The sequence below is a fragment of the Methylomonas lenta genome (assembly GCF_001644015.1).
In the GTDB taxonomy this organism is placed as follows: domain Bacteria; phylum Pseudomonadota; class Gammaproteobacteria; order Methylococcales; family Methylomonadaceae; genus Methylomonas; species Methylomonas lenta.
Genome location: NZ_LUUI01000151.1, coordinates 1 through 21,866 on the forward strand (window position 1 = coordinate 1; position 21,866 = coordinate 21,866).

The following is a 21,866-nucleotide window of genomic DNA, read 5'->3' on the forward strand; positions in this document are numbered from 1 at the left end:
CGCGAAGCGGTTTAGTCCAGGGGTCGCTATGGATAGCTATCCATGGCGACCCCAAGCGGCCGTATCCGCAATATTTCCAAATGGCTGATGTTTGCCATAAAGCTGACACACAGGTAGGATGCGGTGAGGCACGAACCGCATCGCTCGACAAAATTAATAGCATAAAATAAAACGATGACAGAATATCGTCGCTTTCGGCATCCCGGCGCTACATGGTTTTTTACGGTTAATTTGGCTGAGCGCCATGACAATCGGCTGTTAACGGATCGGATTGACCTGCTGCGAGAGGCCTTTTCTCATGTTAAAGCCAAGCACCCTTATAAGATTGATTCCGTTGTTATTTTACCAGAACACCTTCATTGCATCTTGACTTTGCCGATGGGTGACTCTGACTTTTCAACTCGCTGGGGATTGATCAAAGCCTATTTTTCCCGCAATATCACAAAAAGTGAAAGGATCTCCAAAAGCCGCGATAAGCGGGGCGAACGTGGCTTATGGCAGCGACGGTTTTGGGAGCATCTAATTCGCGACGAAGCCGATTATCAGCAGCATGTCGACTATATCCATTGGAATCCGGTCAAGCATGGTTGGGTGGAACGCGTGAAAGATTGGACGCACTCAAGTTTTCATGGTTATGTGCAACGTGGCCTTTATCCTGAAAACTGGGGTAATGATATTGATTTTTATAAGGTATCCGCAGGAGAATAACTCGATCGATGCGGTTCGTGCCTCACCGCATCCTACCGCGCTGATGGCTTAATTGATGAATTTTAATTGTCAACGTTTAGTTGCAATTGCATAAACTACATTGGTGTTAATCGACGTAACCTGCTCGCGATGAAGACAGGATAGATTGGCATTACGCACTCGTTCAAACGTTTCGACGTCTAATTGCGCAAGGGTCCCGCGATATCCACTACCCATAGCAATGGCCCACCAGTCATTTGGCGAATTCAAAGCATGCATGCCACTTTCCGCCAGAATGTCATCAGCATATATACCCGCTTCAGCGAACAGCTCACGCAACCCTGCTGGTTTTGAAATGCGATCCCATGGATTAAAGCTGCGCTGAAGATCTGGGCGTGCGCTGCCTATGGCATCCCAAAAAGCACTATTAGCTGGCTCAAAAAGATCAGGTCCCCAAGTGGTGATAGCCAATCGACCTCCGGGTTTAACCATGCGCCATAGTTCCTTAACGGCGTCTGCCATATCCGGTACAAAAAAGATGCCAAACACGCAAACCACAGCATCGAAACTGCCATCTGGATACCCCAAGTCAAGCATGTCCGCTACGCGAAATTCTATGTTGTCGAGTTTTTTGACTTCGGCCTTGGCTTTCGCTAACGCAATCAAACGTTCCGCAAGGTCTGCGGCGATGACTTTGCCCTGCGACCCCACTTGCTCGGCTGCCGGCAGTGCAGAGCCGCCACTGCCTGAACAAACGTCCAAAACTGAGTCCCCTGGACGTAAAGCCATACGTTCGATGGTTTGTCGTCCAAAGCAATGCCAGAAAGAACTCACGGGGTGGTCAAAATAATCTGCCGCCGTGTTGTAAGTTGCCGCCGCTTTAGCTTTGGCTATTTCATGCCCGTTCATTAAATTCACTCGGTATAACTCGTAGCCGTATTTAGAATTTTAATTATTGCACAGCAAATAGCTGTTTTCTGAAAAAAACACCACATTCAGCAGCGTAATCATCACCGGTACTTCTTATTAGTGGCCCACTGGCTGCAGCCATGATGCTACAAGCCGAATTACCCGTACAGAGGAATTAAACGTTATAGGTCTTATCGGTCATTGCAACGCCCTGATACCATCAATGATGGCCGGCTAGTTCCAACAAACGATCAACGCCGACGGGTTCTTCGCGCAACAGCGGTACGACGGCATAACGCGGCGCGTATTGCTGGACTATCGCGTCAATCTCTTGCAGTTCATTCGCTGCACGTTGCCGTAATAACGACGAATGCACCGTGGTCGCAGCAACGCTGTTGTTGATCACCCAGGCCCAGGGCTCTATCCCGGCACGACGCAGATCGGCTTGCAGATTGGCTGCTTCCAATACCGGCGTGGTTTCCGCAAGCGTAACTAGTAGTACCTTGGTTTGTTTGGGGTCTTGCAGTTGCATCATCGGTGTCAGGTAATGGCTATTGCTACCCATCTGCCGACTGACTTCGCGGTGATAAGCGCCCGTTGCATCCAGCAGCAACAAGGTATGGCCGGTCGGTGCCGTGTCCATCACCACGAACTTTTTACCGGCTTCACGGATGATGCGTGAAAAAGCCTGGAATACGGCAATCTCTTCGGTACAGGGCGAACGCAAATCTTCTTCCAAAAGCGCTCTGCCCGGTGCGTCCAGATTAGCGCCTTTGCTTTCCAACACATGTTGGCAATAGCGTTCAGTTTCGGCGTGCGGATCAATACGACTGACGGTGAGATTATCCAATACACCGTTTAGTGTTTCTGTTAAATTGGCAGCAGGGTCTGAGGTGGTGAGATGTACCGGTAAACCTCGTTGTGCCAGCTCCACGGCTACGGCGGCGGCTAGAGTGGTTTTACCGACGCCGCCTTTGCCCATTAACATCACCAAGCCATGACCATCGACCGCAATCTCATCGACCAGTTTTGCGAGATTGGGCACCTGAATGGCCTGTGTCGCCACCTCGCTGACAGAGCTCGTCAGTAAGGCAGTCGTCAGCAATTGCCTTAGCGCCGCCAAACCCACCAGATTAAACGGTTTCAGTTCGATGCAATCTAGGGGCAGCGTCTTTAGCACTTCAGGGATTTCGGCTAGTGCCCGTTGTTCACGCTGGCAAATAGCGATTGCCAAGGAATCTTGCCCCGCTTCAGCCTCAGGCAAAATGCCATTCACGACTAAATATTGCTGGGTAAGGCCGATAGCGTCCAACTCTTCGTGGGTGCGTGCTACTTCTCGCAAGGTCGATTGCTGAGCGCGTGCGACCAGAATCAAACGACTACGTTGCGGATCGGCAAGTGCATCGACGGCTTCCTTATATTGGCTACGTTGTTTTTCCAGGCCAGCCAAGGGACCAAGACAGGACGCATCGCCTTTGCCTTCATCGAGAAAGCCTGTCCAGGCACCGGGGAGTTGCAATAGGCGGATGGTATGGCCGGTGGGGGCGGTATCGAAAATGATATGGTCGTAATCTGCCGTAAGGGTTGAATCGGTTAGCAGGGCGGTGAATTCATCGAAGGCGGCAATTTCAGTGGTGCAGGCGCCGGACAATTGTTCTTCAATACCTTTCACCACGGTTTCAGGCAATACGCCTCGCACAGGGCCAACGATACGATCACGGTAGGCTTGTGCTGCAGCTTGCGGATCGATTTCCAATGCGGCCAAACCTGCTACCGCTGCAATAGGGGTAATTTGGTTGCCAATACTGATACCGAAAACCTGGCCGACATTCGACGCCGGGTCGGTGCTGACCAGCAATACCTGTCGTCCGGCATCCGCCAGTTGTATGGCAGTAGCGCAAGCGATAGACGTCTTGCCGACACCGCCCTTACCGGTAAAAAACAAAAAACGGGGCGGTTGGTCGAGAAAATCTAGTTCGGTCATAACAGCAACTCCTAATGGTGACGCCACACTTTTATTGCCGAAATCAGCTGGATCAAGGCGAGAAAGGGTAGCAGCACACCCTCTGGAATAACGCCCAGCAACCGATCACCCAAGAATGCACCAACCAGGGGGCTGGCAGCACTTGCTAAACTGGATTAGCCTGCCCTCAGGCAGCGATCAATCAGCAGCAACGACTACCACCGCAGCAACCGGACTCAGACTTTTCTTCAGTGGCAACCATGCCAGTCCAACGTGCTAATTCAGTACGATTAGGGTAACGACCGGCTAAAGCCACCTCACCATCGACCAAAATCAAAGGCAAGGCTTCTGCACCGGAACGTTCCAGAAAAGCTTTTACTACTGCGTTTTCGGCGAAAGCCATCGGTTGTTGAGCCAGATTAAAACGCTCGATTTGAGCGCCATTTTGTTTGGCCCAATCCAGGTCGGCGGAAAAATCGACCAATTGCTGATCGACGTCCACACCGCAGACGCCAGTGCTGCAACATAAGGCAGGATCAAAAATATGAATAGTGCTCATAACAAACTCCCAATAATCAAGGTAACAAGGTGCCGATTCGATCCAGTTCAGCTTTCAGACGTGCTGGATCGTTCTTCAGTTCATCTAATGGCAAGGCCAGAAATGTCTCGATGCGGTGACGCAAAATGCCATAAGCGGTCTCAAATGCCGCTTTGATTTCGGCTTCGGTACCTTCCGCGTGTGCCGGGTCTTCCACCCCCCAATGTGCACGCATGATCGGGCCAAGATAGGCGGGACAGGTTTCGTTAGCGGCATTGCCGCAGACGCTGATGACGATGTCCGGTGTGACAGGTAAATCGTTCCAGGATTTGCTGTAATAGCCTTCGGTCGAGATCCCTTTTTCTTCAAGTAAAGCCACGGCTCCGCTGTTTAAACGACCGATGGGCTTGCTACCCGCGCTGATCGCATGCCAACCTTCTGGGGCCAAATGATTAAAAGTGGCTTCTCCCAGCAAAGAACGACAGGAATTGCCGGTACATAAAAATAAAACATTCATGGTGGATAGTTCGTAGCTGTAGATGGAAAAAATTAGTCGCTATCACAACACCCCGAAGCTTCACCGGTATCGAGACAAAGTTCCGGATGACCTGTGCAGCATTCGGCCGTCAGATAATCGATTAGCGACTGCATGACGGTTAAATTGGCTCGGTAACGTTGATAGCGTCCTTCTTGGGTGACGTTGACCAAGCCCGTATGCGTCATAGCTTTCAGATGAAATGACAGATTGGTTGGCGGTAAAGCCAATTCGCTGGCAATTTCCCCGGCAACCAAACCGGTTGGCGCATGTTTGACCAATAACCGAAATACATCCAATCGAACACCGGATGACAGTGATTCAAAAAGTGAATTAGCAAGTTCTTTATTCATGCTATTACTATACAACTATAATTGAAGTATACAAATGAAATTACTAAGTTCAGGTAAGTATTTTTCATTCGCGGCAATGAGCTCTCTAAACAGCGTCATGTCACTTTTGATAAAAATCTGCTCCTCAACCATCACCTTAGCTGGATGGGGGGCTACTTTAGTATGGATTTAGGCGCACTCTGCGCTGCATGAAGCTGCAAGAATTTCGGCAACCGGAAGAGTCAACAAATTTTCGGCAAACCGGCAGGCTTGTTGCAGGTTTTTGCTGGCGGCCGGACTCAAGGCTTCACCCAGTTCAAATGATTCTGCTTTGATACTGAATAAAAAACTGGGTGGAGCTGTCTGGCCGGTGACGCTTTCATAAACCTGCAACAAAGATGCCGGACTCATGGCATGCGTGGTGTAGCTGTTGTCACGGCAGGCTTGCAGGGGCTTGAATGCGAAAGCGCTCTCCCCTGCTACCGAGGCATCAACAAACACCACTAATTCACGCCCCTGCAAATCAAGCGCATGTTCGATCTGTAGCTGGAAATCGCAGAGCAATTCAATCTGTGTCAGATCAACAAATTCCTCCAGATATTCCAGTAACAATGGGCCTACCGCATCGTCACCACGACTGAGATTACCGTAGCCGAATACCAATATCGGTTTCATAGTTTTAATCAATGCTCGAAGCGGCCATCACTGTGGCGAACCAGCTTATCGACCATTTGCCCGTCTGCAGCGATTAATTCCAGCTGTAACGGCATTTTACCCACAGCATGCGTTGCACAGGACAAGCATGGGTCGTAAGCGCGAATAGCCACTTCCAGATTATTTAACAAAGGTTCGGTTAACTCCTGGCCGGATAGATATTCAGCCGCTACTTGTCGCACCGATTCATTCATACCCATGTTGTTGTTGGTAGTAGACACAATCAGGTTGGCTTTAGTGACAATGTCGTTTTCATCGACTTGGTAATGATGCAACAAGGTGCCGCGTGGCGCTTCGATCACCCCAATGCCTTCGTAACGTTTTTCGCCGGTTGCCATCAAGTCATTACTCATGATGTCAGGATCGTGCAGCAAGGTTTTGATACTTTCCGCACAGTGAAGGACTTCGATCATGCGTGCCCAATGAAAGGCCAGTGTACTGTGCACCATGGCTTCGCCGCTATGCTGCTTGAATTCCACCCGAGCGGCTTCTGCCATCGGCGTGTCGATAAAGTCGCAGATGTTCACGCGCGCCAAAGGTCCTACGCGATACCAACCTTGGTCTTTGCCGATCGATGTCAAATAGGGGAATTTCATGTAGCTCCAGGAGCGCACTTCTTCGTGTATCAAATCGGTGTAATTACAGTAATCGAAATGATCCACCAAGGTTTCGCCACGGTCATTTTTGGCGCGTATGCCGCCGTGATAAAGCTCCAGAGCGCCATTGGTTTTAGTCAACCCCAAATAATTGCTACGGATGGTAGCAAAATCATCGTAATACGGCAGATTGGAGGTATGGACTTTCTTGATCAGCGCAACAGCGGCGGCTGACCAAGTAATGATTTGCTCAATATCCTGCAGTAAATAATCCCGTTCTTCCTTGCTCAAGGCTTTATTCATGCCGCCAGCAATTGCACCTGTGCCGTGTATACGTTTGCCTGAAACCATGCGTATCACTTCCTGGCCGTATTTACGCAGCTTGACACCTTGTAAGCCTATCTCGGGATAGTTGGCTAGCACGGCGATGATGCTACGTTTACTGATCTCGCTTTCAAAGCCAAACAGTAAATCCGGACTGGATAGGTGAAAAAAATGCAGCGCATGCGATTGTAATACTTGACCGAAATGCAGCAAACGGCGCAATTTATCAGCGGCTGGCGTCAGATTTTCGGGGTCGACTCCCACCAATTGATCGATGGCTTTAGCAGCGGCCAAATGGTGGCTGACCGGACAAATACCGCACAATCGCTGTACCAGTACCGGCAATTCCCAGTAAGGGCGGCCTTGAATAAATTTTTCAAAGCCACGGAATTCAACGATATGCAATCTTGCTTGCTGTACTTTGTTGTTTTCATCCAGCAGCAGAGTGACTTTGCCGTGACCTTCGACGCGGGAAACAGGGTCAACAACGACACGTTTCAATGTAGTGGGATTTTCTGCGGTTTCGAGATGTTCGTACATAATCAGTCTCTCTTGTGTATTTTGGCTGGGCAAGGCCCGGGCCTTTTAATCGTAATGAACCAATTCGTAAGGATACGAGGGCTCACGGCCTTCCAGCAATGCGGTCAAAAAAGCCCAGAATACATCGGCAGAGGGCGGGCAGCCAGGGAGGTAATAATCGACTTTGACCACTTCATGTATCGGGTGAACTTTGTCCAGTAATAAAGGTAGTTCCGGATCATTGGGGATTTGTGCGTTTTCCACGCCTATGCCATCCCGATAGGCCTCCAGCAAACAGTCTTCCAGGGAAATGTGATTGCGCATCGCCGGTAGGCCACCGTTAATTGCACAAGCTCCCACCGCAACCAATATCTTGCAGTTTTTGCGAAATTCACGCAGCACGTGTACGTTTTCGGAATTGCAAACCCCGCCTTCAATCAGGCCGATATCACAAGGGCCGCAATGTTCAATGTCGGTAATGGGGGAACGGTCGAATTCGGCTACTTCAGCCAGGGCTATTAAACGCTCGTCAAGATCGAGAAACGACATGTGGCAACCGAAGCAACCGGCCAATGAGGTGGTTGCCACTTTGATTTTATTTGCCATGTTCGCGCTCCTCCATTAAAGCGACTTCACTAATGTCGTGATGATCGTAAATACGTTTACCGATGGGGACTTGATAACCCGTGCGCTTGATTAAAATAGCGCCGGTTGGGCAAATGTGGGCGGCACAATCGTTAACATCGATGTCGCTGTCTTTCAATTGCCCGCTATCTGAATTGATAATCAGTCGTTTGTTGATGCCACGTCCGCTAATACCAAATACGTTTTTGCCGTCTTTTTCACGACTAGCCCGCACGCATAAGTTACAGAAAATACAGCGATTGTGATCGATCAAAATATCCGGGTGCGAAGCGTCCATTTCCCGATTTGCAAAAAAATGTGGGAAGTGGTTATCCAGCATATTCAAATGATAGGCCACACCTTGTAATTGACAGTTACCGGTTTTTTCACAAGACGGACAGAAATGATTGCCTTCCACGAACAACATTTGCGTCATGCGGCGTCTATCCTGCTCCAATTCCGCACTGTTATTGACTATCGTTTGCCCCTCTACAGCAGGAAATGTGCAGGCTGAGCAGTTACGTCCGTTGACATTAACCGTGCAAACCTTACAGCTACCATGCGGGGTATAGCCGGGTTGATGGCATAGATGCGGAATATATACACCCGCTGCGGTTGCAGCCTCGATTATGGTTTGGCCTTCCTCGAATGGAATATTTTGGCCGTCGATATTGATAGTGCCTGACATTTTAATCCTCCACTTGAGACAAGTGCGCGGCGGCATCGTCTCGATGCGCCATGCGGCGAGCAATTTCCAATGAGCCATCCAGATCAAAACCGGGTTCGTAGCTGATACTTTTCAACTGCTTTTCATATACATCCGGATAACGTTGCAAGGTCGATAAAATCGGGTTGGCAGCTGTTTGTCCCAAACCACAGTGGCTATTACTTTTTACCAATTGACACAAACTTTCCAGCTCGACTACGTCGCCGGCTGAGCCATGACCTTCGATGATTTTATCCAACTGCTTTTTCAGCAAAGCGGTACCGACTCGACACGGCGTACAAAAACCGCAGCTTTCATGGGCAAAAAAGTGTGTGAAATTTTGCACGATTTCGAGAATGTTGCGGCTATTATTGAAAATAATGAACGAACCGCCAGTGGCCAGATCTTCAAACGCCAGTTGACGATTAAATTCTTGGTTAGAAATAAAAGTACCGGATGGACCACCAACCTGAATGCCTAAAACATTCGATGCCCCGCAATCAGCCAGAATTTGTTCTATGCTGACACCGAAGGGATATTCATAAATGCCAGGTCGGCTACAATCTCCACAAATGCTTAATATTTTGCTACCGGCAGATTTTTCAGTACCAAAACTGGCAAACCAGTCTCCGCCCTCAATTGCAATTTTGGCGACGGCAAGAAAAGTCTCTACGTTATTAACCACGGTGGGTTGATTTAAATAACCACTAGTAACAGGATAAGGCGGACGGTTGCGGGGTATGCCAGGCTTGCCTTCCATCGACTCGATCAATGCCGACTCTTCTCCGCAGATGTAGGCGCCAGCACCAAGCCGAATTTCTATATCAAAATCAAGACCTTGACCAAGAATATTAGCGCCTAACAGTCCAGCATTACGACGCTGCTGCAAAATAGCCTGTAACTTATCGAATATATGTAAGTATTCGCCACGCAGATATAAAAAACCCTGATTGGCACCAATAATGGCTGCAGCAATAGTCATACCCTCAAAGACTTGCTCGGCATGACTGTTTAATAAGACTCTATCTTTAAAAGTGCCCGGCTCTCCTTCATCAGCATTACAGACCACAAAGTGTTGCTCGCTTGGCTCTTCAGCACAGAAGCGCCATTTCATCGCGGTTTTAAAGCCGGCACCACCGCGTCCACGTAATCCGGCACGATCAAGCTCTTCCAGCGTATTGTTTATGCCACGAGTATATGTGGCCTGAATGGCTGCTCCATTTTCAATAGGCCCATTCAGTAACAAACCGGCTTTATAAATGTTATCGTCCACTGCAAACAAATGTGGCGGCCATTCGCCAAGCGGTTTTTGCTGTTCCACTAATGCCGCAATTTCGTCGATACGGGGTCTGTCCAGTTTGGTCAATGCGTGTCCGTTGACAAGTCCGGCTGGCCCCTGATCGCACATGCCGGTGCAGGAGGTATTATTAAGACTGACGAGTCCGTCGTCACGCACTTGCCCCGCTTTTACCTTAAGAGCGCTGGACAGGTAACCCAGCAGATTTTCTTTGCCCTGCATGCGATCGGTAATTGAATCGCTGATTAAAATGTCGTAACGACCTTGTGGTGTTAAATGCAGAAAACTGTAGAATTCGACCACCGCGATGATCTGTGTGCGGGGGATGTTTAGCGCGTCTGCCAAAATATCAATGGCATCTATCGGTATGTGCTGGTATTCGGCTTGCAAGGCTCTTAATATGGTTAGCAATCTAGCCGGTTGGTAGTCTGCATCTGTCAGCACTTTTTGTATAAACGTTTTCATCATTGTGTTACCGCTTATTTAAGTTACTTGGAAGGGTATGAATCGCTCAAAAAAATCAGTTTTCAAGACGGCCCTGGATTTTGAGTTTAGGCCGATGGTGAAATGCTTGGAAATCATCGCCGAACAACAACAGTTGCTAAGGCTTGTTCGGATGGCATTACCCATAAGCATAGCTGAACATGCGACGCATTGTGTGTTAAAGGATGCTATTTTGTTGGTTTATACCGACTCGGCGGTTTGGGCATCGCAAATTCGATTTTACCAGGAACAAATACTAAGCAAAATGCACACCTCAGGCCGGCTAAAGATCAGTCGGATACAAGTCAAAATAACTCAACCGGTCGATATACCCGCTGTACATCGAGGGGCACAATTCCCTAGTAACGATACTGTTTTAGCAATTTTGAGCCAGGTCAATGATAAAAGCAATGATGTTTTGGATTTAGCTTTGGCAAATTTAGCCAAAACCTTGTTAAAGCGAAGTAAAGACTGAAGCCTGCTGCTAAAAAAGCAGACTTCAATGTGTTCAATTATCTACCTAGTCAGCTATCGAGGCAGACGTTTGCGCAGAACGCATGAATGAAATCGGCGCTTGATCAAGACTGTCGAAAGTTACCATTTCCCAGGCATCTTTATTTTCCAGCAAGGTCAACAACAATTTATTGTTTAACGCATGACCGGATTTGAAGCCTTTGTATTCACCAATCAGGCTGTGTCCTAATAAATACAAATCACCTATCGCATCGAGAATTTTGTGTTTTACAAATTCGTCAGCGTATCGCAGACCATCTTCATTTAAAACCTTGTCATCATCCACAACGATGGCATTATCCAGACTACCGCCCAACGCCAGATTGTTTTCCCGCAAAAACTCAATATCCCGCATGAAACCAAAGGTACGTGCGCGACTAACTTCCTTAACAAAGGTCGTTGACGAAAAATCCATCACAGCGGTTTTCAAATGATCGGAAAACGCAGGATGTTCAAAATCAATGGTAAAAGTGACTTTAAAGCCATCGAAAGGCTCGAAAGCAGCCCATTTGTCGGCATCTTCTACCTTAATAGCGCGCTTGATGCGAATGTAATGTTTGGGTGCGTCCTGCTCGACCACGCCTGCTGATTGCAGTAAAAAAACGAATGGGCCCGCACTACCATCCATGATAGGCACTTCCGGTGCGCTAACATCGACAATTGCGTTATCAATGCCTAAACCGGCCATGGCCGACAATAAATGTTCTACGGTCGAGACTTTGATATCGCCACGAGTCAAGGTGGTAGAAAGCATGGTTTCTCCCACATTCTCTGGGCGCGCCTCTATCATGACCGGAGTTTCCAGATCCGTGCGACGGAAACGAATCCCGGTATTGACTTCGGCCGGGTGTAAGGTCAGATAGACTTTGTCGCCTGTGTGCAAGCCAACGCCAGTGGCTCGGATAGTGTTTTTAAGAGTGCGTTGTTTGATCATTAAAAGCCGACAGATAAATAAAACGAAGCAGGGGAGTCTATCATATTTTACCTAATAGCTCCCCGCGGAGGCATGATGCTTTTAGTCGGCCTGACGTCTTAAAAACGCAGGTACATCCAAGTACTCCAGATCGGCATCAGATTTAGGTTGCGCGCCAAAACGAGTTTCCCGGGTAGGTGCTTCAGGTTTTTGACGCATAACAGTGGGTTTTTGCAATTGGTCGTAATTGATTTCACCTGCAGCCACTTTTTGCACCAGCTTGATGGGTGCATTGACTTTGGCTCTTTCACCCATACCGGTAGCAACCACGGTGACTTTCACTTCATCGCCCATGGACGAATTGACCGCCATACCGATTTTGATGTCGGCATCGTCGGATGCGAAAGCATGCATGATGCTGCCGATTTCGTCAAACTCGTTCAGCCCCAGATCGCCGTTAGAGGTAACGTTAACCAGAATACCCCGTGCGCCTTGTAGATTAATGTCTTCCAACAAGGGACAGGCAATGGCTTTTTCTGCCGCTAATCGCGCGCGGTTTTCACCATTCGCCACACCGGTACCCATAATCGCGCTACCCATATTGGACATCACGGTTCTGACGTCGGCAAAATCCACGTTCATCAAGCCTGGATGGGTAATTAACTCTGTAATGCCTTGTACAGCATCCAGTAGCACATCGTTGGCAACGCGGAAAGATTCCACCAACGAGCGGTTGTTACCTAAGGTAGGCAACAGTTTTTGGTTAGGAATAATGATCAGAGAATCAACCAACTTTTCCAGATCGCGCAGGCCACTTTCAGCCACAGATTTTTTCTTGGTACCTTCAAAATCAAAAGGCTTGGAAACCACAGCCACCGTCAGCACGCCCATTTCTTTAGCTTCTTCAGCAAAAACGGTTATTGCGCCGGTACCTGTTCCGCCGCCCATACCTGCGGTCAAAAACACCATATCGGCACCCTGGATGACTTCACGGATACGCTCGCGGTTTTCTTCCGCAGCTGCTCGACCCACTTCAGGACGGGTGCCAGCACCCAGGCCTTTGGTCAATTCCACACCCAATTGCACGATACTATCGACATTCATTTGTCTCAGTGCCTGAGCATCGGTATTGGCACAAATAAACTCCACGCCATCAATACCGGTTTCTATCATATGATTAACGGCGTTACCGCCGCCACCGCCTACACCAATGACTTTGATAACGGCATTGCCACTATTGTCCATTAATTCATATTTCATTTTCACACCCTCCAGACACACATATATTAAAAATTACCTTGAAACCAGTTTTTGATATTTGACCACAGACTGGCGCCGTCATTGTTTAAACCTAATGCACGACCATGATGATCTTTGCCGTAAATCAGCAAACCTACCGCAGTCGAGTAAATCGGGTTATGCGCCACATCAGTCAACCCTGACACATGTAACGGTGTACCCATACGGACCGGCATGTGGAAAATTTCCTCAGCCAGTTCCGTCAACCCCCTTATTTGTGAACTACCGCCAGTGATAACCATGCCGGCAGCGATCAAATCTTCGTAACCACTCCTTCTTAGTTCCGCCTGCACCAACAACATTAACTCCTCGTAACGCGGCTCAACGATTTCAGCTAGATTCTGAGCAGAGATTTTGCGCGGTTCGCGATCACCAATACTGGGTACATTGATCATATGCTGAGGATCGGCCATATCGGTCAATGCACAGGCATGCTGCCGCTTAATTTCCTCAGCATTCTTGGTCGGCGTTCTTAATGCGACGGCGATGTCGTTGGTGACTTGATCGCCGGCGATAGGAATCACCGCCGTATGCTTGATAGCTCCTTCGGAAAATATCGCCAGATCAGTGGTGCCGCCGCCGATATCTATCAAACATACGCCCAAATCCTTTTCATCATCAGTCAGTACCGCAGAACAAGAGGCAAGTTGTTCCAGAACGATATCATCCACATCCAGACCACAGCGGCGGATACATTTGACGATGTTTTGTTCGGCGCTGACGCTGCTGGTGACCATATGCACTTTGGCCTCCAGCCGAATACCGGACATGCCGATAGGTTCCTTGATACCTTCCTGCTGGTCGATCACAAACTCCTGCGGCAAAATGTGCAAGATTTTCTGATCGGCCGGAATCGCCACGGCACGCGCAGAATCGATGACTCGATCGATATCATGCTGCGTCACTTCTTTTTCCCTTATCGCTACGATACCGTGCGAATTCAAGCTTTTGATGTGACTACCGGCAATACCGGCAAATACAGATTTTATCTGGCATCCGGCCATCAATTCCGCTTCTTCGATCGCGCGTTGAATGGAATGTACGGTAGATTCCAGGTTAACCACGATACCTTTTTTCAGGCCCTTGGAGGGTGCGGTGCCGATACCGATGACTTCAATTTCGTCACCGCCACGGAATTCACCGACTATAGCTGCCACTTTCGACGTGCCGATGTCCAAGCCCACTAATAAATTTCGATCTGTCTTTTTGGCCATTTTTTTTGCTCTATAAGCGTTCACCCCTAAGGGCATAAGTAAATCAGGATTTAATTTTTCCGGCGTCCGTACCTGACGGTACTGTACCGTCTACTTCCGTGTGTTTCTCTGTAACTGCTTTCCAATCGATTTTAGGTGTATCCGGTTTCCAGGTTACGGCATAGCCATTGGGATATCGAGTATCAACGCTGGCTATCATGGCCAGTTGCTCTTCACCCAACAAATCCATGGTTTTCAAAAAGCGCTGCATATTCTCCAACGGTGCCTTTCTACCTAACTGCATCTCCAGACCGTTAGCGAGCTTAATTTGCCAGGCCCGCCTATCATTGACATGGAACTCAGCCAATTGCATCGATTTATCCTTTAATACGATGTAAATACCCTTCATGATTTCCAATAATTTCTTTTCCTGCCCCTCGGGACCGGTAATTATCGGCAAATTTTTAAATTCGCTGATATTGTCGGGTGTCAACACATCCCCCTGTTTGTTAAGCAACGCGTGATCCCCCCAACGCACAATCGGCGTTTGTTCAGTGATCTTAATATGCACCGCATCCGGCCATACCCGCTTTACATCCACTTTTTCCACCAAAGGCAAATGACTGATCAAATGATGGATGTTATCCATATCAGCATGGTAAAACCCCCGCTTCATCTCAGGTGTGAGCACCGCTTTTAATCTGTCCTTACTGGTGTACTGAAACGCCCCTTCTATCTTTACATAGCGTATCGGCTTGCTGATGGCATCTTGATTGTGCATACGTTGCCAGCCATACCAGCTACCGGCAAAAACCAGCAAAACAAACCCGATAAATTTCAATCCAGCCATGTTTTAATCTACCAGACTGGTTTCCAGGATACGCCATACCAACTCATTAAAATCCACACCTGCGACTTTTGCCGCCATCGGCACCAGACTATGATCTGTCATCCCCGGCACAGTGTTGACTTCGATGAGTTGCGAACTACCGTTAGCGTCAATAAAAACATCGACTCGGGCCCAGCCTTCAATAGCCAAACCTTGGCAGGCTTTAACAGCCAATGCCTGCAATTGTTGTTCGCTTTCTATACTCAGACCACATGGACAATGGTATTGCGTGGTGTTAGCCCGGTATTTGGCATCAAAATCATAAAATTCGTTTGGGGTTTGCAAACGGATGACGGGAAGTGCTTCGCCATCCAATACGCCAACGGTATATTCCTGACCTTGAACCCATTGCTCGGCATATACATCGCATTGATATTGTTGCGCTAATGTAAAAGCCTTCGTCAGCTCATCTTGGTTATTGGCTTTACTCATGCCTATGCTAGAGCCTTCCTGGGCCGGCTTCACAATCAGCGGAAAACCTAGAGCAGCTATACAGCTGTCTATGTCTTGTGCACTTTGCATGACAAACCATTTAGGTGTAGACAAACCCATGCCCTGCCAACACAACTTGGTACGCAGTTTGTCCATGCTTAACGCCGAAGCCATGACACCGGACCCGGTATAAGGTAGCCCCAAAACCTCTAATACAGCCTGCAGCACACCATCTTCGCCACCACGGCCATGAATAATGTTGAAGACCCGATCGACTTTTACAGCAGACAAGGCCTCGATCGGACTAGCGATCACATCAACAGCAACCACATCTACGCCTTGATTTTTCAGCGCTTGATACACTGCATTTCCGCTATTCAAGGAAATCTCGCGCTCTGCAGCAGAACCGCCCATCAGTACTGCAACTTTACCGAAATCTGCCGCATTGGTTATTTTCAGTGCTTTCATGCTTTTTCACCTATCCGACAGACTTCGGTCTGTAAAGCGATACCAAACTGAACTTGCACCTGGTTTTGAATATGTTCGATCAAGGTTTCAATATCCACAGCAGTGGCGTTTCCTTTGTTCTCAATGAAATTGGCGTGCTTTTCAGATACCACTGCCCCACCGACTGTAAAACCTTTCAGGCCGCAGCTTTCGATCAAGCGTGCAGCAAAATCACCGGGCGGATTTTTAAACACGGAGCCGCAGGTCGGTTTATTAGTCGGCTGGGTGGTATTACGTTTTTCCAATAAGGCTTTGATTTGTTGCTGACTGGTTTGACTATTGCCGGTTGCCAGCTTCAATTGTGCCGACAAGAACCATTCATTTTCCAAGCCTTTGACGGATCGATAAGCGACTTCAAATTCATGATGATCACGCTCGATGACCTCGCCATGCAGATTGATCATTTCTACCCGATCGACTATGCTCCAGGTTTCGCCACCGAAGGCACCGGCATTCATCCTCAGCGCGCCACCCATAGTGCCTGGGATACCCGCTAAAAATTCCGCACCGGTCAAACCTAAATCGCTACAAAATCGAGCTACATGTGCGCAGGGTATGCCAGCTTCAACATAGACCCGCCCGGAATCAATCAATTTCATGTCCTTCAGGCGACTGCGGGTATTGATAACAGTGCCGCGCACACCGCCATCACGCACCAGTAAATTACTCCCGAGTCCTATCCAAACCAGAGGCTCACCTTCCGGCAGGCTGGCGATAAACTCGATCAGATCAGCTTTGTCTTCCGGTATATACAGACGCTGCGCAGGACCACCAACACGCCAGCTAGTGTATTTGGCCAGCGGTTCGTTGTTGAGCAAAGTGCCTCTTAATTTTGGCGCTGTCAGCATGCCAACGCCTCCTGCAATTTTTGTGGCAACTCAGCGGCGATTTGAGCCACATTACCGGCCCCCATAGTCAGTAACACATCATCCTTTTGGACGATGCCTGCCAAAATGGTGGCTAAATCATCGCGATTTTGTACAAAGACAGGATCGACTTGGCCGCGAATACGGATGGAGCGACTTAAGGCTTTACCGTCGGCACCGTTGATTGGGGCTTCCCCGGCCGGATAAACATCCAATAAAATTAAAACATCAACACTGGACAGCACTTCAACAAAATCTTCAAACAAGTCGCGGGTCCGTGTGTACCGATGTGGTTGAAACACCACCACTTTGCGACGATCGGGCCAGGCTTGACGCAAGGCTTCCAAGGTTGCTGCCAGTTCACGCGGGTGATGGCCGTAATCATCCACTAAAGTCAGTTTGCCGCCATCGACAGCCAGATCACCGTTAATTTGAAAACGTCTACCGACACCGTTGAATTCCGCCAAGCTTTTTACAATGGCCGCATCATTCACGCCCAATGCAGTAGCTATTGTGATGGCTGCCAAGGCATTGAGCATGTTATGCCAGCCGGGCAAATTCAATGTCACTCTTAACGCCGGTAGATCATCCCAGCGCACCACAGTGAAATGCGTTTGCAAACCATCTTGGTGAATCTCGATAGCTCGCACATCGGCTGCTTCAGCAACACCATAGGTTTTCACCGGCTTGGAAATTGATGGCAAAATTTCGCGAACACCCTCATCGTCAATACACAATACTGCCAATCCGTAAAAAGGCAGTTGATGTAGAAATTTTACAAAGGTATCTTTCAGGCGATCGTAGCTACCGCCATAGGTTTCCATATGGTCCTGATCGATGTTGGTGACAATCGCCATCATCGGTTGCAAATATAAAAACGAAGCATCGCTTTCGTCAGCTTCGGCGATCAGATACTTACCTAGCCCCAGTTTGGCATTGGTGCCGGCGCTATTCAGTCGACCACCAATCACAAATGTTGGATCTAATCCACCCTCGGCCAGCATCATGGTTGTCAAACTGGTCGTCGTGGTTTTACCGTGGGTGCCGGCAACCGCAATACCAAAACGAAAACGCATCAGTTCAGCCAACATTTCCGCTCTAGGAATCACCGGAATACGGTTTTCATAAGCGGTAGTAATTTCCGGATTTTTGCGATCAACGGCGGTTGATGTGACAACTACATCCACATTGGCCACGTTTTCGGCAGTATGTCCAAAAAAGACTTTTACGCCCATGCGTTGTAGATGATCGGTAACCGCCGAGGCTTTGATGTCTGAGCCGGAAACGCTATAGCCCAAATTCGATAAAACTTCGGCTATGCCGCTCATGCCTGTACCACCGATACCGACAAAATGAATTCTATCGATGCTACCGAGCACTTGTGCGGGATGAATACTAGGGTTATTCATAGCCTAGCCTCTGCTGCACAAATATCGGCTACAGCTTGCGTGGCATTGAGCTTGGCTAGGCTTTTAGCTGTCCGGCTCATCATAGGTAAAGAGGTCATAGTTTGTTCAATCAGTTTGCGCAAGTTACTTGCGTTTAATTCGGGCTGCGCTAGCAACAAAGCCGCGCCGCTCTCGCATAAATAGTGGGCATTAGCCGTTTGATGGTCGTCTATTGCATTTAATAGAGGAACAAAAATGGCCGGTAAGCCGCAAGCTGCGACTTCACTCACAGTCATTGCACCAGCACGGCAGATAATTAAATCTGCCCATTGGTAGGCAGCGGCCATATCTTCGATAAACGCCAAAATCTCTGCATTAACCCCCAGACGTTGGTAGCGATCTACCACTTCAGCCTGCATGGCATTGCCAGTCTGATGTTTAATGTCTAAATTGCTTAAGCCGGCCAATGCGTCCGGAACGTTGTCGTTCAAGACTTTTGCGCCTTGGCTGCCACCCAACACCAAAACTCTTAAAGCACGTTGAGACGCAGGCGTCCATTCGGCTTTTTCAGACAATCCATTAAATGCCTTACGTAATGGATTTCCGGTGCAGATAGCATTAATCGATGCAGAAAAACTGCCGGGAAAAGCTTCTAAAACTTTGCTCGCCGCCAGCTTTACCAGCCAACGATTGGTGGTGCCGGGGATTCTATTTTGTTCGTGTATCACCAGTGGGATGCCCAGCACTTTTGCCATCAAACCACCCGGACCGGCGACAAATCCGCCCATACCCAAAACTACATCGGGTTTGCGTTGACGCAAAATACGCCGCGCTTGCAAGCAAGCTTGTGCCAATCGCCAAACAGCTGTGAATTTAGACAACAGCCCTTTACCCCGCATGCCTTCTACGGATAACCAGTCAATGTCAATCTTGTGTGCGGGAACCACACGACCTTCCAGACCTTTGCGAGTACCCAGCCAGCTCACTTGCCAACCGCGTGCGCGCATTTCCTCAGCTACGGCCAATGCCGGGAATACATGTCCGCCGGTGCCGCCGGCCATGATTACGATAGCAGGGGTGGCTGTGCGATTGCTGTCAATAGCGCCACTCATCGCCGAGCTCCTTTCACATTACTCTTATGCAGTTCTGTCACTTCGTAATGAATGCGAAACAGCACAGCCATTGCACCACACATAATGATCATGCTACCGCCGCCATAACTCATCAGTGGCAGCGTCAAGCCTTTAGTCGGCAGGATGCCCATATTGACACCCATATTCACAAAAGATTGGAAACCAAACCATATAGCTAAGCCATATGCCACCAAGGCAGAAAATTGTTCACCGGCTTGCTCTGCTTGCTGGCCAATAGCGAAGCCACGAAAAATCAGCGTCGTAAACAAGGCAATAACGACTATAACGCCGATCAAACCAAGCTCTTCTCCCAGTACGGAAAATAGAAAATCAGTGTGTGCTTCCGGCAGATAAAATAATTTTTGTAGACCATTGCCCAAACCAACCCCGGTTACTTCACCGCGACCGAAAGAGATTAAGGCCTGAGTCAATTGATAACCACTATCTCTGGCATGCTCCCAGGGGTCGACAAAACTGGTGATACGTTTCAAGCGGTAAGGCGAGGTATAAGCTAATACAACTGCGGCACCTGAAACCAATCCCACGAGCGCAACAAACGGCGACAGACGAGCACCACCCAGAAACATCATGCCCATTGCAATGATTAATATCACCACGGATGAACCAAAATCCGGTTCTAACAGTAATAAAATACTCGCCAGCGATAACAACATGAGTGGTCGTAACAAACCAAATATGGAGTTTCGCACATGCTCCCTATGCCGAGTGATGTAACCTGCCATATAAACCACAGAGATGAATTTCATCACTTCCGAGACCTGGATACGCAAGCCCAAAATTGATAACCAGCGGGTACTGCCGTTAACTTTGACCCCGATACCCGGGACCAAGACGACTAATAACAATACCAGGCCTGCGATAAATAGGGGCTGGCCGATACGCTGCCAATATTTCATTGGAATCATCAGAATGCCCGCTGAAAAAACCAAGCCTAAAATGATGTGTAATAATTGTTTAAACGGGTAGTAAGACACATCATCCGCCATCTTTACCCCCAAATGCATGGAGGAAGATGCCACCATGACAAAACCTATGCCAAGCAGACACAAACAGGTTGTAAGCAAAGTTTCATCGATATGAAACTTCTGATTAGGGCGAGATTTGGGAGATGCATCGGCCATCAGATCAACTCCAGCACGGCTTCTGTAAACTGATTGCCGCGATCGGCATAACTTTTATATTGATCCAGACTGGCGCAGGCCGGTGATAACAATACGCTATCGCCAGCTTGCGCCAAACCGGCTGCAATATTCACCGCTTGCTTCATGCTGCCGGCAAAATGTGTGGGTACTGAATGATTGATGGCCTGATCGATTACAGACGCATCTTTGCCCATCAAAATGACTGCTTTGGCTTTTACCTGTACTACAGGCGCCAATTCAGTCATATCAGCGCCTTTGGCATCGCCACCTGCTATCAAAATGACTTTGCGGTCATAACCATTCAATGCGGCCACGCAAGCGCCGATATTGGTGGCTTTGGAATCGTTAACCCAGCGGACACCCTGGATATCTGCGACTTTTTGCATGCGATGTGGCAAGCCTTTAAATTTTCTTAATGCCCGGCACATCGCATTAATATCCATACCCATAGCGTGACCCAATGCCAGAGCAGCCAAAGCATTTGCGATGTTATGACTGCCTTCCAAGTTCAGATCAGTGGTGTTCATCAAAGCTTGATCGCCCTGCATGATGCGATCAACCTCACCCCGTTGCAGATAAAAGTCGGCTGTTTGTTGCACGGAAAAGGTGAAGCAGGTTCGCCGGCTATCTTGCATGGCCATCACCATAGCGTCATCCGCATTAAGTATCATGACGCCATCGCCACGAAATATGCGTTGCTTTTCTTCGGCATAACCGGCCATGCCGTCATGTCTATCCAGATGATCAGCGCTGACATTTAATACCGTAGCCGCACTGGCATTAAGCGCAGTGGTGCGCTCTAGTTGAAAGCTGGACAGTTCCAGTACATATAAATCAGCATCCTGTTTTAATAAATCCAATGCAGGCGTGCCCAGATTGCCACCGATGGCGGTTTTAAAGCCTGCTGCACTCCCCATGTCGCCCAACATGGTTGTGACAGTGCTTTTACCGTTTGAACCAGTGATGCCAATAATGGGTTTATCGGTAGCACAGGCAAACAAATCAATGTCACTCATGACAATGACGCCGGTTTGCACTGCTCTACGGATGGCTTTTTCGTTGAGTGAAACACCTGGGCTGATCAGTAAATGGGTGGCGACATCAAACGCTGACTGATCGAAGCCGCCGCAAAATACCGGCACATCCGGCATTTGTTCTCGCAGGCTATCAATTTGTGGCGGATTGCTGCGGCTATCGATGACGGCAAACTTGATTGGCGTGGCTTGCAAAAATTGCGCGGCAGAATAGCCGGTCGCGCCCAATCCCACAATCAACAGCCTTGCATCGGCCGGATTCAGCTTGAATCGGGTTTCCAGAGCGTTGAGAAAGGTATCGTTATTCAT

Annotated in this window: 22 protein-coding genes; 2 read left to right on the forward strand and 20 right to left on the reverse strand. The window is 48.6% G+C overall.

Features of this window, described 5'->3' with window-relative positions; translation table 11 throughout:
• Nucleotides 1-174: 174 nt before the first annotated feature.
• Nucleotides 175-708 carry an REP-associated tyrosine transposase gene (locus A1359_RS18655; RefSeq protein WP_066986910.1) on the forward strand — a complete coding sequence of 178 codons (534 nt, stop codon included), beginning with the start codon at nt 175-177 and terminating at the stop codon, nt 706-708.
• A 69-nt stretch (nt 709-777) separates the two neighbouring features.
• On the opposite strand, the gene A1359_RS18660 is transcribed toward A1359_RS18655, so the two are convergent.
• From A1359_RS18660 to A1359_RS18705, 10 genes are all read right to left on the reverse strand, one after another.
• The gene (locus A1359_RS18660) at nt 778-1,596 is read right to left on the reverse strand and encodes a class I SAM-dependent methyltransferase (protein ID WP_066986913.1); all 819 of its coding nucleotides are present in this window, start codon (nt 1,594-1,596) and stop codon (nt 778-780) included.
• A 220-nt stretch (nt 1,597-1,816) separates the two neighbouring features.
• Nucleotides 1,817-3,580: an arsenical pump-driving ATPase gene (gene arsA / locus A1359_RS18665; protein WP_066986916.1), complete on the reverse strand. Its 1,764-nt coding sequence runs from the start codon at nt 3,578-3,580 to the stop codon at nt 1,817-1,819.
• A 181-nt stretch (nt 3,581-3,761) separates the two neighbouring features.
• Entirely contained in the window at nt 3,762-4,118 is a 357-nt protein-coding gene (gene arsD / locus A1359_RS18670; protein WP_066986919.1) for an arsenite efflux transporter metallochaperone ArsD, read from the reverse strand.
• A 16-nt stretch (nt 4,119-4,134) separates the two neighbouring features.
• The gene (locus A1359_RS18675; RefSeq protein ID WP_066986922.1) at nt 4,135-4,614 is read right to left on the reverse strand and encodes an arsenate reductase ArsC; all 480 of its coding nucleotides are present in this window, start codon (nt 4,612-4,614) and stop codon (nt 4,135-4,137) included.
• A gap of 32 nt (nt 4,615-4,646) precedes the next feature.
• On the reverse strand, nt 4,647-4,985 hold the full coding sequence (locus tag A1359_RS18680) for an ArsR/SmtB family transcription factor (RefSeq protein ID WP_066986925.1): 339 nt from the start codon (nt 4,983-4,985) through the stop codon (nt 4,647-4,649).
• A gap of 168 nt (nt 4,986-5,153) precedes the next feature.
• Nucleotides 5,154-5,639, reverse strand: a complete 486-nt coding sequence (locus A1359_RS18685) for a hydrogenase maturation protease (protein ID WP_066986928.1) — start codon at nt 5,637-5,639, stop codon at nt 5,154-5,156.
• Nucleotides 5,640-5,647: 8 nt separating this feature from the next.
• On the reverse strand, nt 5,648-7,138 hold the full coding sequence (locus A1359_RS18690) for a Ni/Fe hydrogenase subunit alpha (RefSeq protein ID WP_066986931.1): 1,491 nt from the start codon (nt 7,136-7,138) through the stop codon (nt 5,648-5,650).
• A 45-nt stretch (nt 7,139-7,183) separates the two neighbouring features.
• Complete coding sequence (locus tag A1359_RS18695; protein ID WP_066986933.1) at nt 7,184-7,723, reverse strand: NADH-quinone oxidoreductase subunit B family protein; 540 nt, start codon at nt 7,721-7,723, stop codon at nt 7,184-7,186.
• Complete coding sequence (locus A1359_RS18700; RefSeq protein WP_066986936.1) at nt 7,713-8,429, reverse strand: 2Fe-2S iron-sulfur cluster-binding protein; 717 nt, start codon at nt 8,427-8,429, stop codon at nt 7,713-7,715. Before A1359_RS18700 ends, A1359_RS18695 begins: the two co-directional genes overlap by 11 nt.
• Nucleotide 8,430: 1 nt before the next feature.
• Nucleotides 8,431-10,209, reverse strand: a complete 1,779-nt coding sequence (locus A1359_RS18705) for an NAD(P)H-dependent oxidoreductase subunit E (RefSeq protein ID WP_066986939.1) — start codon at nt 10,207-10,209, stop codon at nt 8,431-8,433.
• Between the two features lie 37 nt (nt 10,210-10,246).
• Between A1359_RS18705 and A1359_RS18710 the strand changes: the two genes are divergently transcribed.
• The gene (locus tag A1359_RS18710; RefSeq protein ID WP_066986942.1) at nt 10,247-10,702 is read left to right on the forward strand and encodes a DUF721 domain-containing protein; all 456 of its coding nucleotides are present in this window, start codon (nt 10,247-10,249) and stop codon (nt 10,700-10,702) included.
• Nucleotides 10,703-10,747: 45 nt separating this feature from the next.
• On the opposite strand, the gene lpxC is transcribed toward A1359_RS18710, so the two are convergent.
• The 10 genes from lpxC to murD form a co-directional block, all read right to left on the reverse strand.
• Nucleotides 10,748-11,674 (reverse strand): UDP-3-O-acyl-N-acetylglucosamine deacetylase, encoded by a 927-nt coding sequence (gene lpxC / locus A1359_RS18715; protein ID WP_066986945.1) that lies wholly within the window; start codon nt 11,672-11,674, stop codon nt 10,748-10,750.
• Between the two features lie 81 nt (nt 11,675-11,755).
• Nucleotides 11,756-12,913, reverse strand: coding sequence for a cell division protein FtsZ (gene ftsZ, locus A1359_RS18720; RefSeq protein WP_066986948.1), 1,158 nt, complete (start codon nt 12,911-12,913; stop codon nt 11,756-11,758).
• Between the two features lie 26 nt (nt 12,914-12,939).
• Nucleotides 12,940-14,166, reverse strand: a complete 1,227-nt coding sequence (gene ftsA / locus A1359_RS18725) for a cell division protein FtsA (protein WP_066986950.1) — start codon at nt 14,164-14,166, stop codon at nt 12,940-12,942.
• Between the two features lie 43 nt (nt 14,167-14,209).
• Entirely contained in the window at nt 14,210-14,995 is a 786-nt protein-coding gene (locus A1359_RS18730; protein WP_232322373.1) for a cell division protein FtsQ/DivIB, read from the reverse strand.
• Between the two features lie 3 nt (nt 14,996-14,998).
• Complete coding sequence (locus tag A1359_RS18735; protein ID WP_066986951.1) at nt 14,999-15,934, reverse strand: D-alanine--D-alanine ligase; 936 nt, start codon at nt 15,932-15,934, stop codon at nt 14,999-15,001.
• Nucleotides 15,931-16,821 carry a UDP-N-acetylmuramate dehydrogenase gene (murB, locus tag A1359_RS18740; protein WP_066986954.1) on the reverse strand — a complete coding sequence of 297 codons (891 nt, stop codon included), beginning with the start codon at nt 16,819-16,821 and terminating at the stop codon, nt 15,931-15,933. Before murB ends, A1359_RS18735 begins: the two co-directional genes overlap by 4 nt.
• Complete coding sequence (gene murC, locus A1359_RS18745; protein ID WP_083960725.1) at nt 16,815-18,248, reverse strand: UDP-N-acetylmuramate--L-alanine ligase; 1,434 nt, start codon at nt 18,246-18,248, stop codon at nt 16,815-16,817. Before murC ends, murB begins: the two co-directional genes overlap by 7 nt.
• On the reverse strand, nt 18,245-19,339 hold the full coding sequence (gene murG, locus A1359_RS18750) for an undecaprenyldiphospho-muramoylpentapeptide beta-N-acetylglucosaminyltransferase (protein WP_066986956.1): 1,095 nt from the start codon (nt 19,337-19,339) through the stop codon (nt 18,245-18,247). The genes murC and murG overlap by 4 nt, the downstream gene beginning before the upstream one ends.
• Nucleotides 19,336-20,502, reverse strand: coding sequence for a putative lipid II flippase FtsW (ftsW, locus tag A1359_RS18755; RefSeq protein ID WP_066986959.1), 1,167 nt, complete (start codon nt 20,500-20,502; stop codon nt 19,336-19,338). Before ftsW ends, murG begins: the two co-directional genes overlap by 4 nt.
• Complete coding sequence (gene murD / locus A1359_RS18760) at nt 20,502-21,866, reverse strand: UDP-N-acetylmuramoyl-L-alanine--D-glutamate ligase (protein ID WP_066986966.1); 1,365 nt, start codon at nt 21,864-21,866, stop codon at nt 20,502-20,504. The genes ftsW and murD overlap by 1 nt, the downstream gene beginning before the upstream one ends.

Coding starts and splice junctions, on each gene's coding strand:
- ftsW (WP_066986959.1), bottom strand. CDS start 20,502: ATGGCCGATGCATCTCCCAAATCTCGCCCTAATCAGAAGTTTCATATC.
- murG (WP_066986956.1), bottom strand. CDS start 19,339: ATGAGTGGCGCTATTGACAGCAATCGCACAGCCACCCCTGCTATCGTA.
- lpxC (WP_066986945.1), bottom strand. CDS start 11,674: ATGATCAAACAACGCACTCTTAAAAACACTATCCGAGCCACTGGCGTT.
- A1359_RS18680 (WP_066986925.1), bottom strand. CDS start 4,985: ATGAATAAAGAACTTGCTAATTCACTTTTTGAATCACTGTCATCCGGT.
- arsD (WP_066986919.1), bottom strand. CDS start 4,118: ATGAGCACTATTCATATTTTTGATCCTGCCTTATGTTGCAGCACTGGC.
- A1359_RS18655 (WP_066986910.1), top strand. CDS start 175: ATGACAGAATATCGTCGCTTTCGGCATCCCGGCGCTACATGGTTTTTT.
- A1359_RS18730 (WP_232322373.1), bottom strand. CDS start 14,995: ATGGCTGGATTGAAATTTATCGGGTTTGTTTTGCTGGTTTTTGCCGGT.
- A1359_RS18710 (WP_066986942.1), top strand. CDS start 10,247: ATGAATCGCTCAAAAAAATCAGTTTTCAAGACGGCCCTGGATTTTGAG.
- ftsA (WP_066986950.1), bottom strand. CDS start 14,166: ATGGCCAAAAAGACAGATCGAAATTTATTAGTGGGCTTGGACATCGGC.
- A1359_RS18675 (WP_066986922.1), bottom strand. CDS start 4,614: ATGAATGTTTTATTTTTATGTACCGGCAATTCCTGTCGTTCTTTGCTG.
- A1359_RS18700 (WP_066986936.1), bottom strand. CDS start 8,429: ATGTCAGGCACTATCAATATCGACGGCCAAAATATTCCATTCGAGGAA.
- A1359_RS18685 (WP_066986928.1), bottom strand. CDS start 5,639: ATGAAACCGATATTGGTATTCGGCTACGGTAATCTCAGTCGTGGTGAC.
- arsA (WP_066986916.1), bottom strand. CDS start 3,580: ATGACCGAACTAGATTTTCTCGACCAACCGCCCCGTTTTTTGTTTTTT.
- A1359_RS18690 (WP_066986931.1), bottom strand. CDS start 7,138: ATGTACGAACATCTCGAAACCGCAGAAAATCCCACTACATTGAAACGT.
- A1359_RS18660 (WP_066986913.1), bottom strand. CDS start 1,596: ATGAACGGGCATGAAATAGCCAAAGCTAAAGCGGCGGCAACTTACAAC.
- murC (WP_083960725.1), bottom strand. CDS start 18,248: ATGAATAACCCTAGTATTCATCCCGCACAAGTGCTCGGTAGCATCGAT.
- murD (WP_066986966.1), bottom strand. CDS start 21,866: ATGAATAACGATACCTTTCTCAACGCTCTGGAAACCCGATTCAAGCTG.
- murB (WP_066986954.1), bottom strand. CDS start 16,821: ATGCTGACAGCGCCAAAATTAAGAGGCACTTTGCTCAACAACGAACCG.
- A1359_RS18705 (WP_066986939.1), bottom strand. CDS start 10,209: ATGAAAACGTTTATACAAAAAGTGCTGACAGATGCAGACTACCAACCG.
- A1359_RS18735 (WP_066986951.1), bottom strand. CDS start 15,934: ATGAAAGCACTGAAAATAACCAATGCGGCAGATTTCGGTAAAGTTGCA.
- ftsZ (WP_066986948.1), bottom strand. CDS start 12,913: ATGAAATATGAATTAATGGACAATAGTGGCAATGCCGTTATCAAAGTC.
- A1359_RS18695 (WP_066986933.1), bottom strand. CDS start 7,723: ATGGCAAATAAAATCAAAGTGGCAACCACCTCATTGGCCGGTTGCTTC.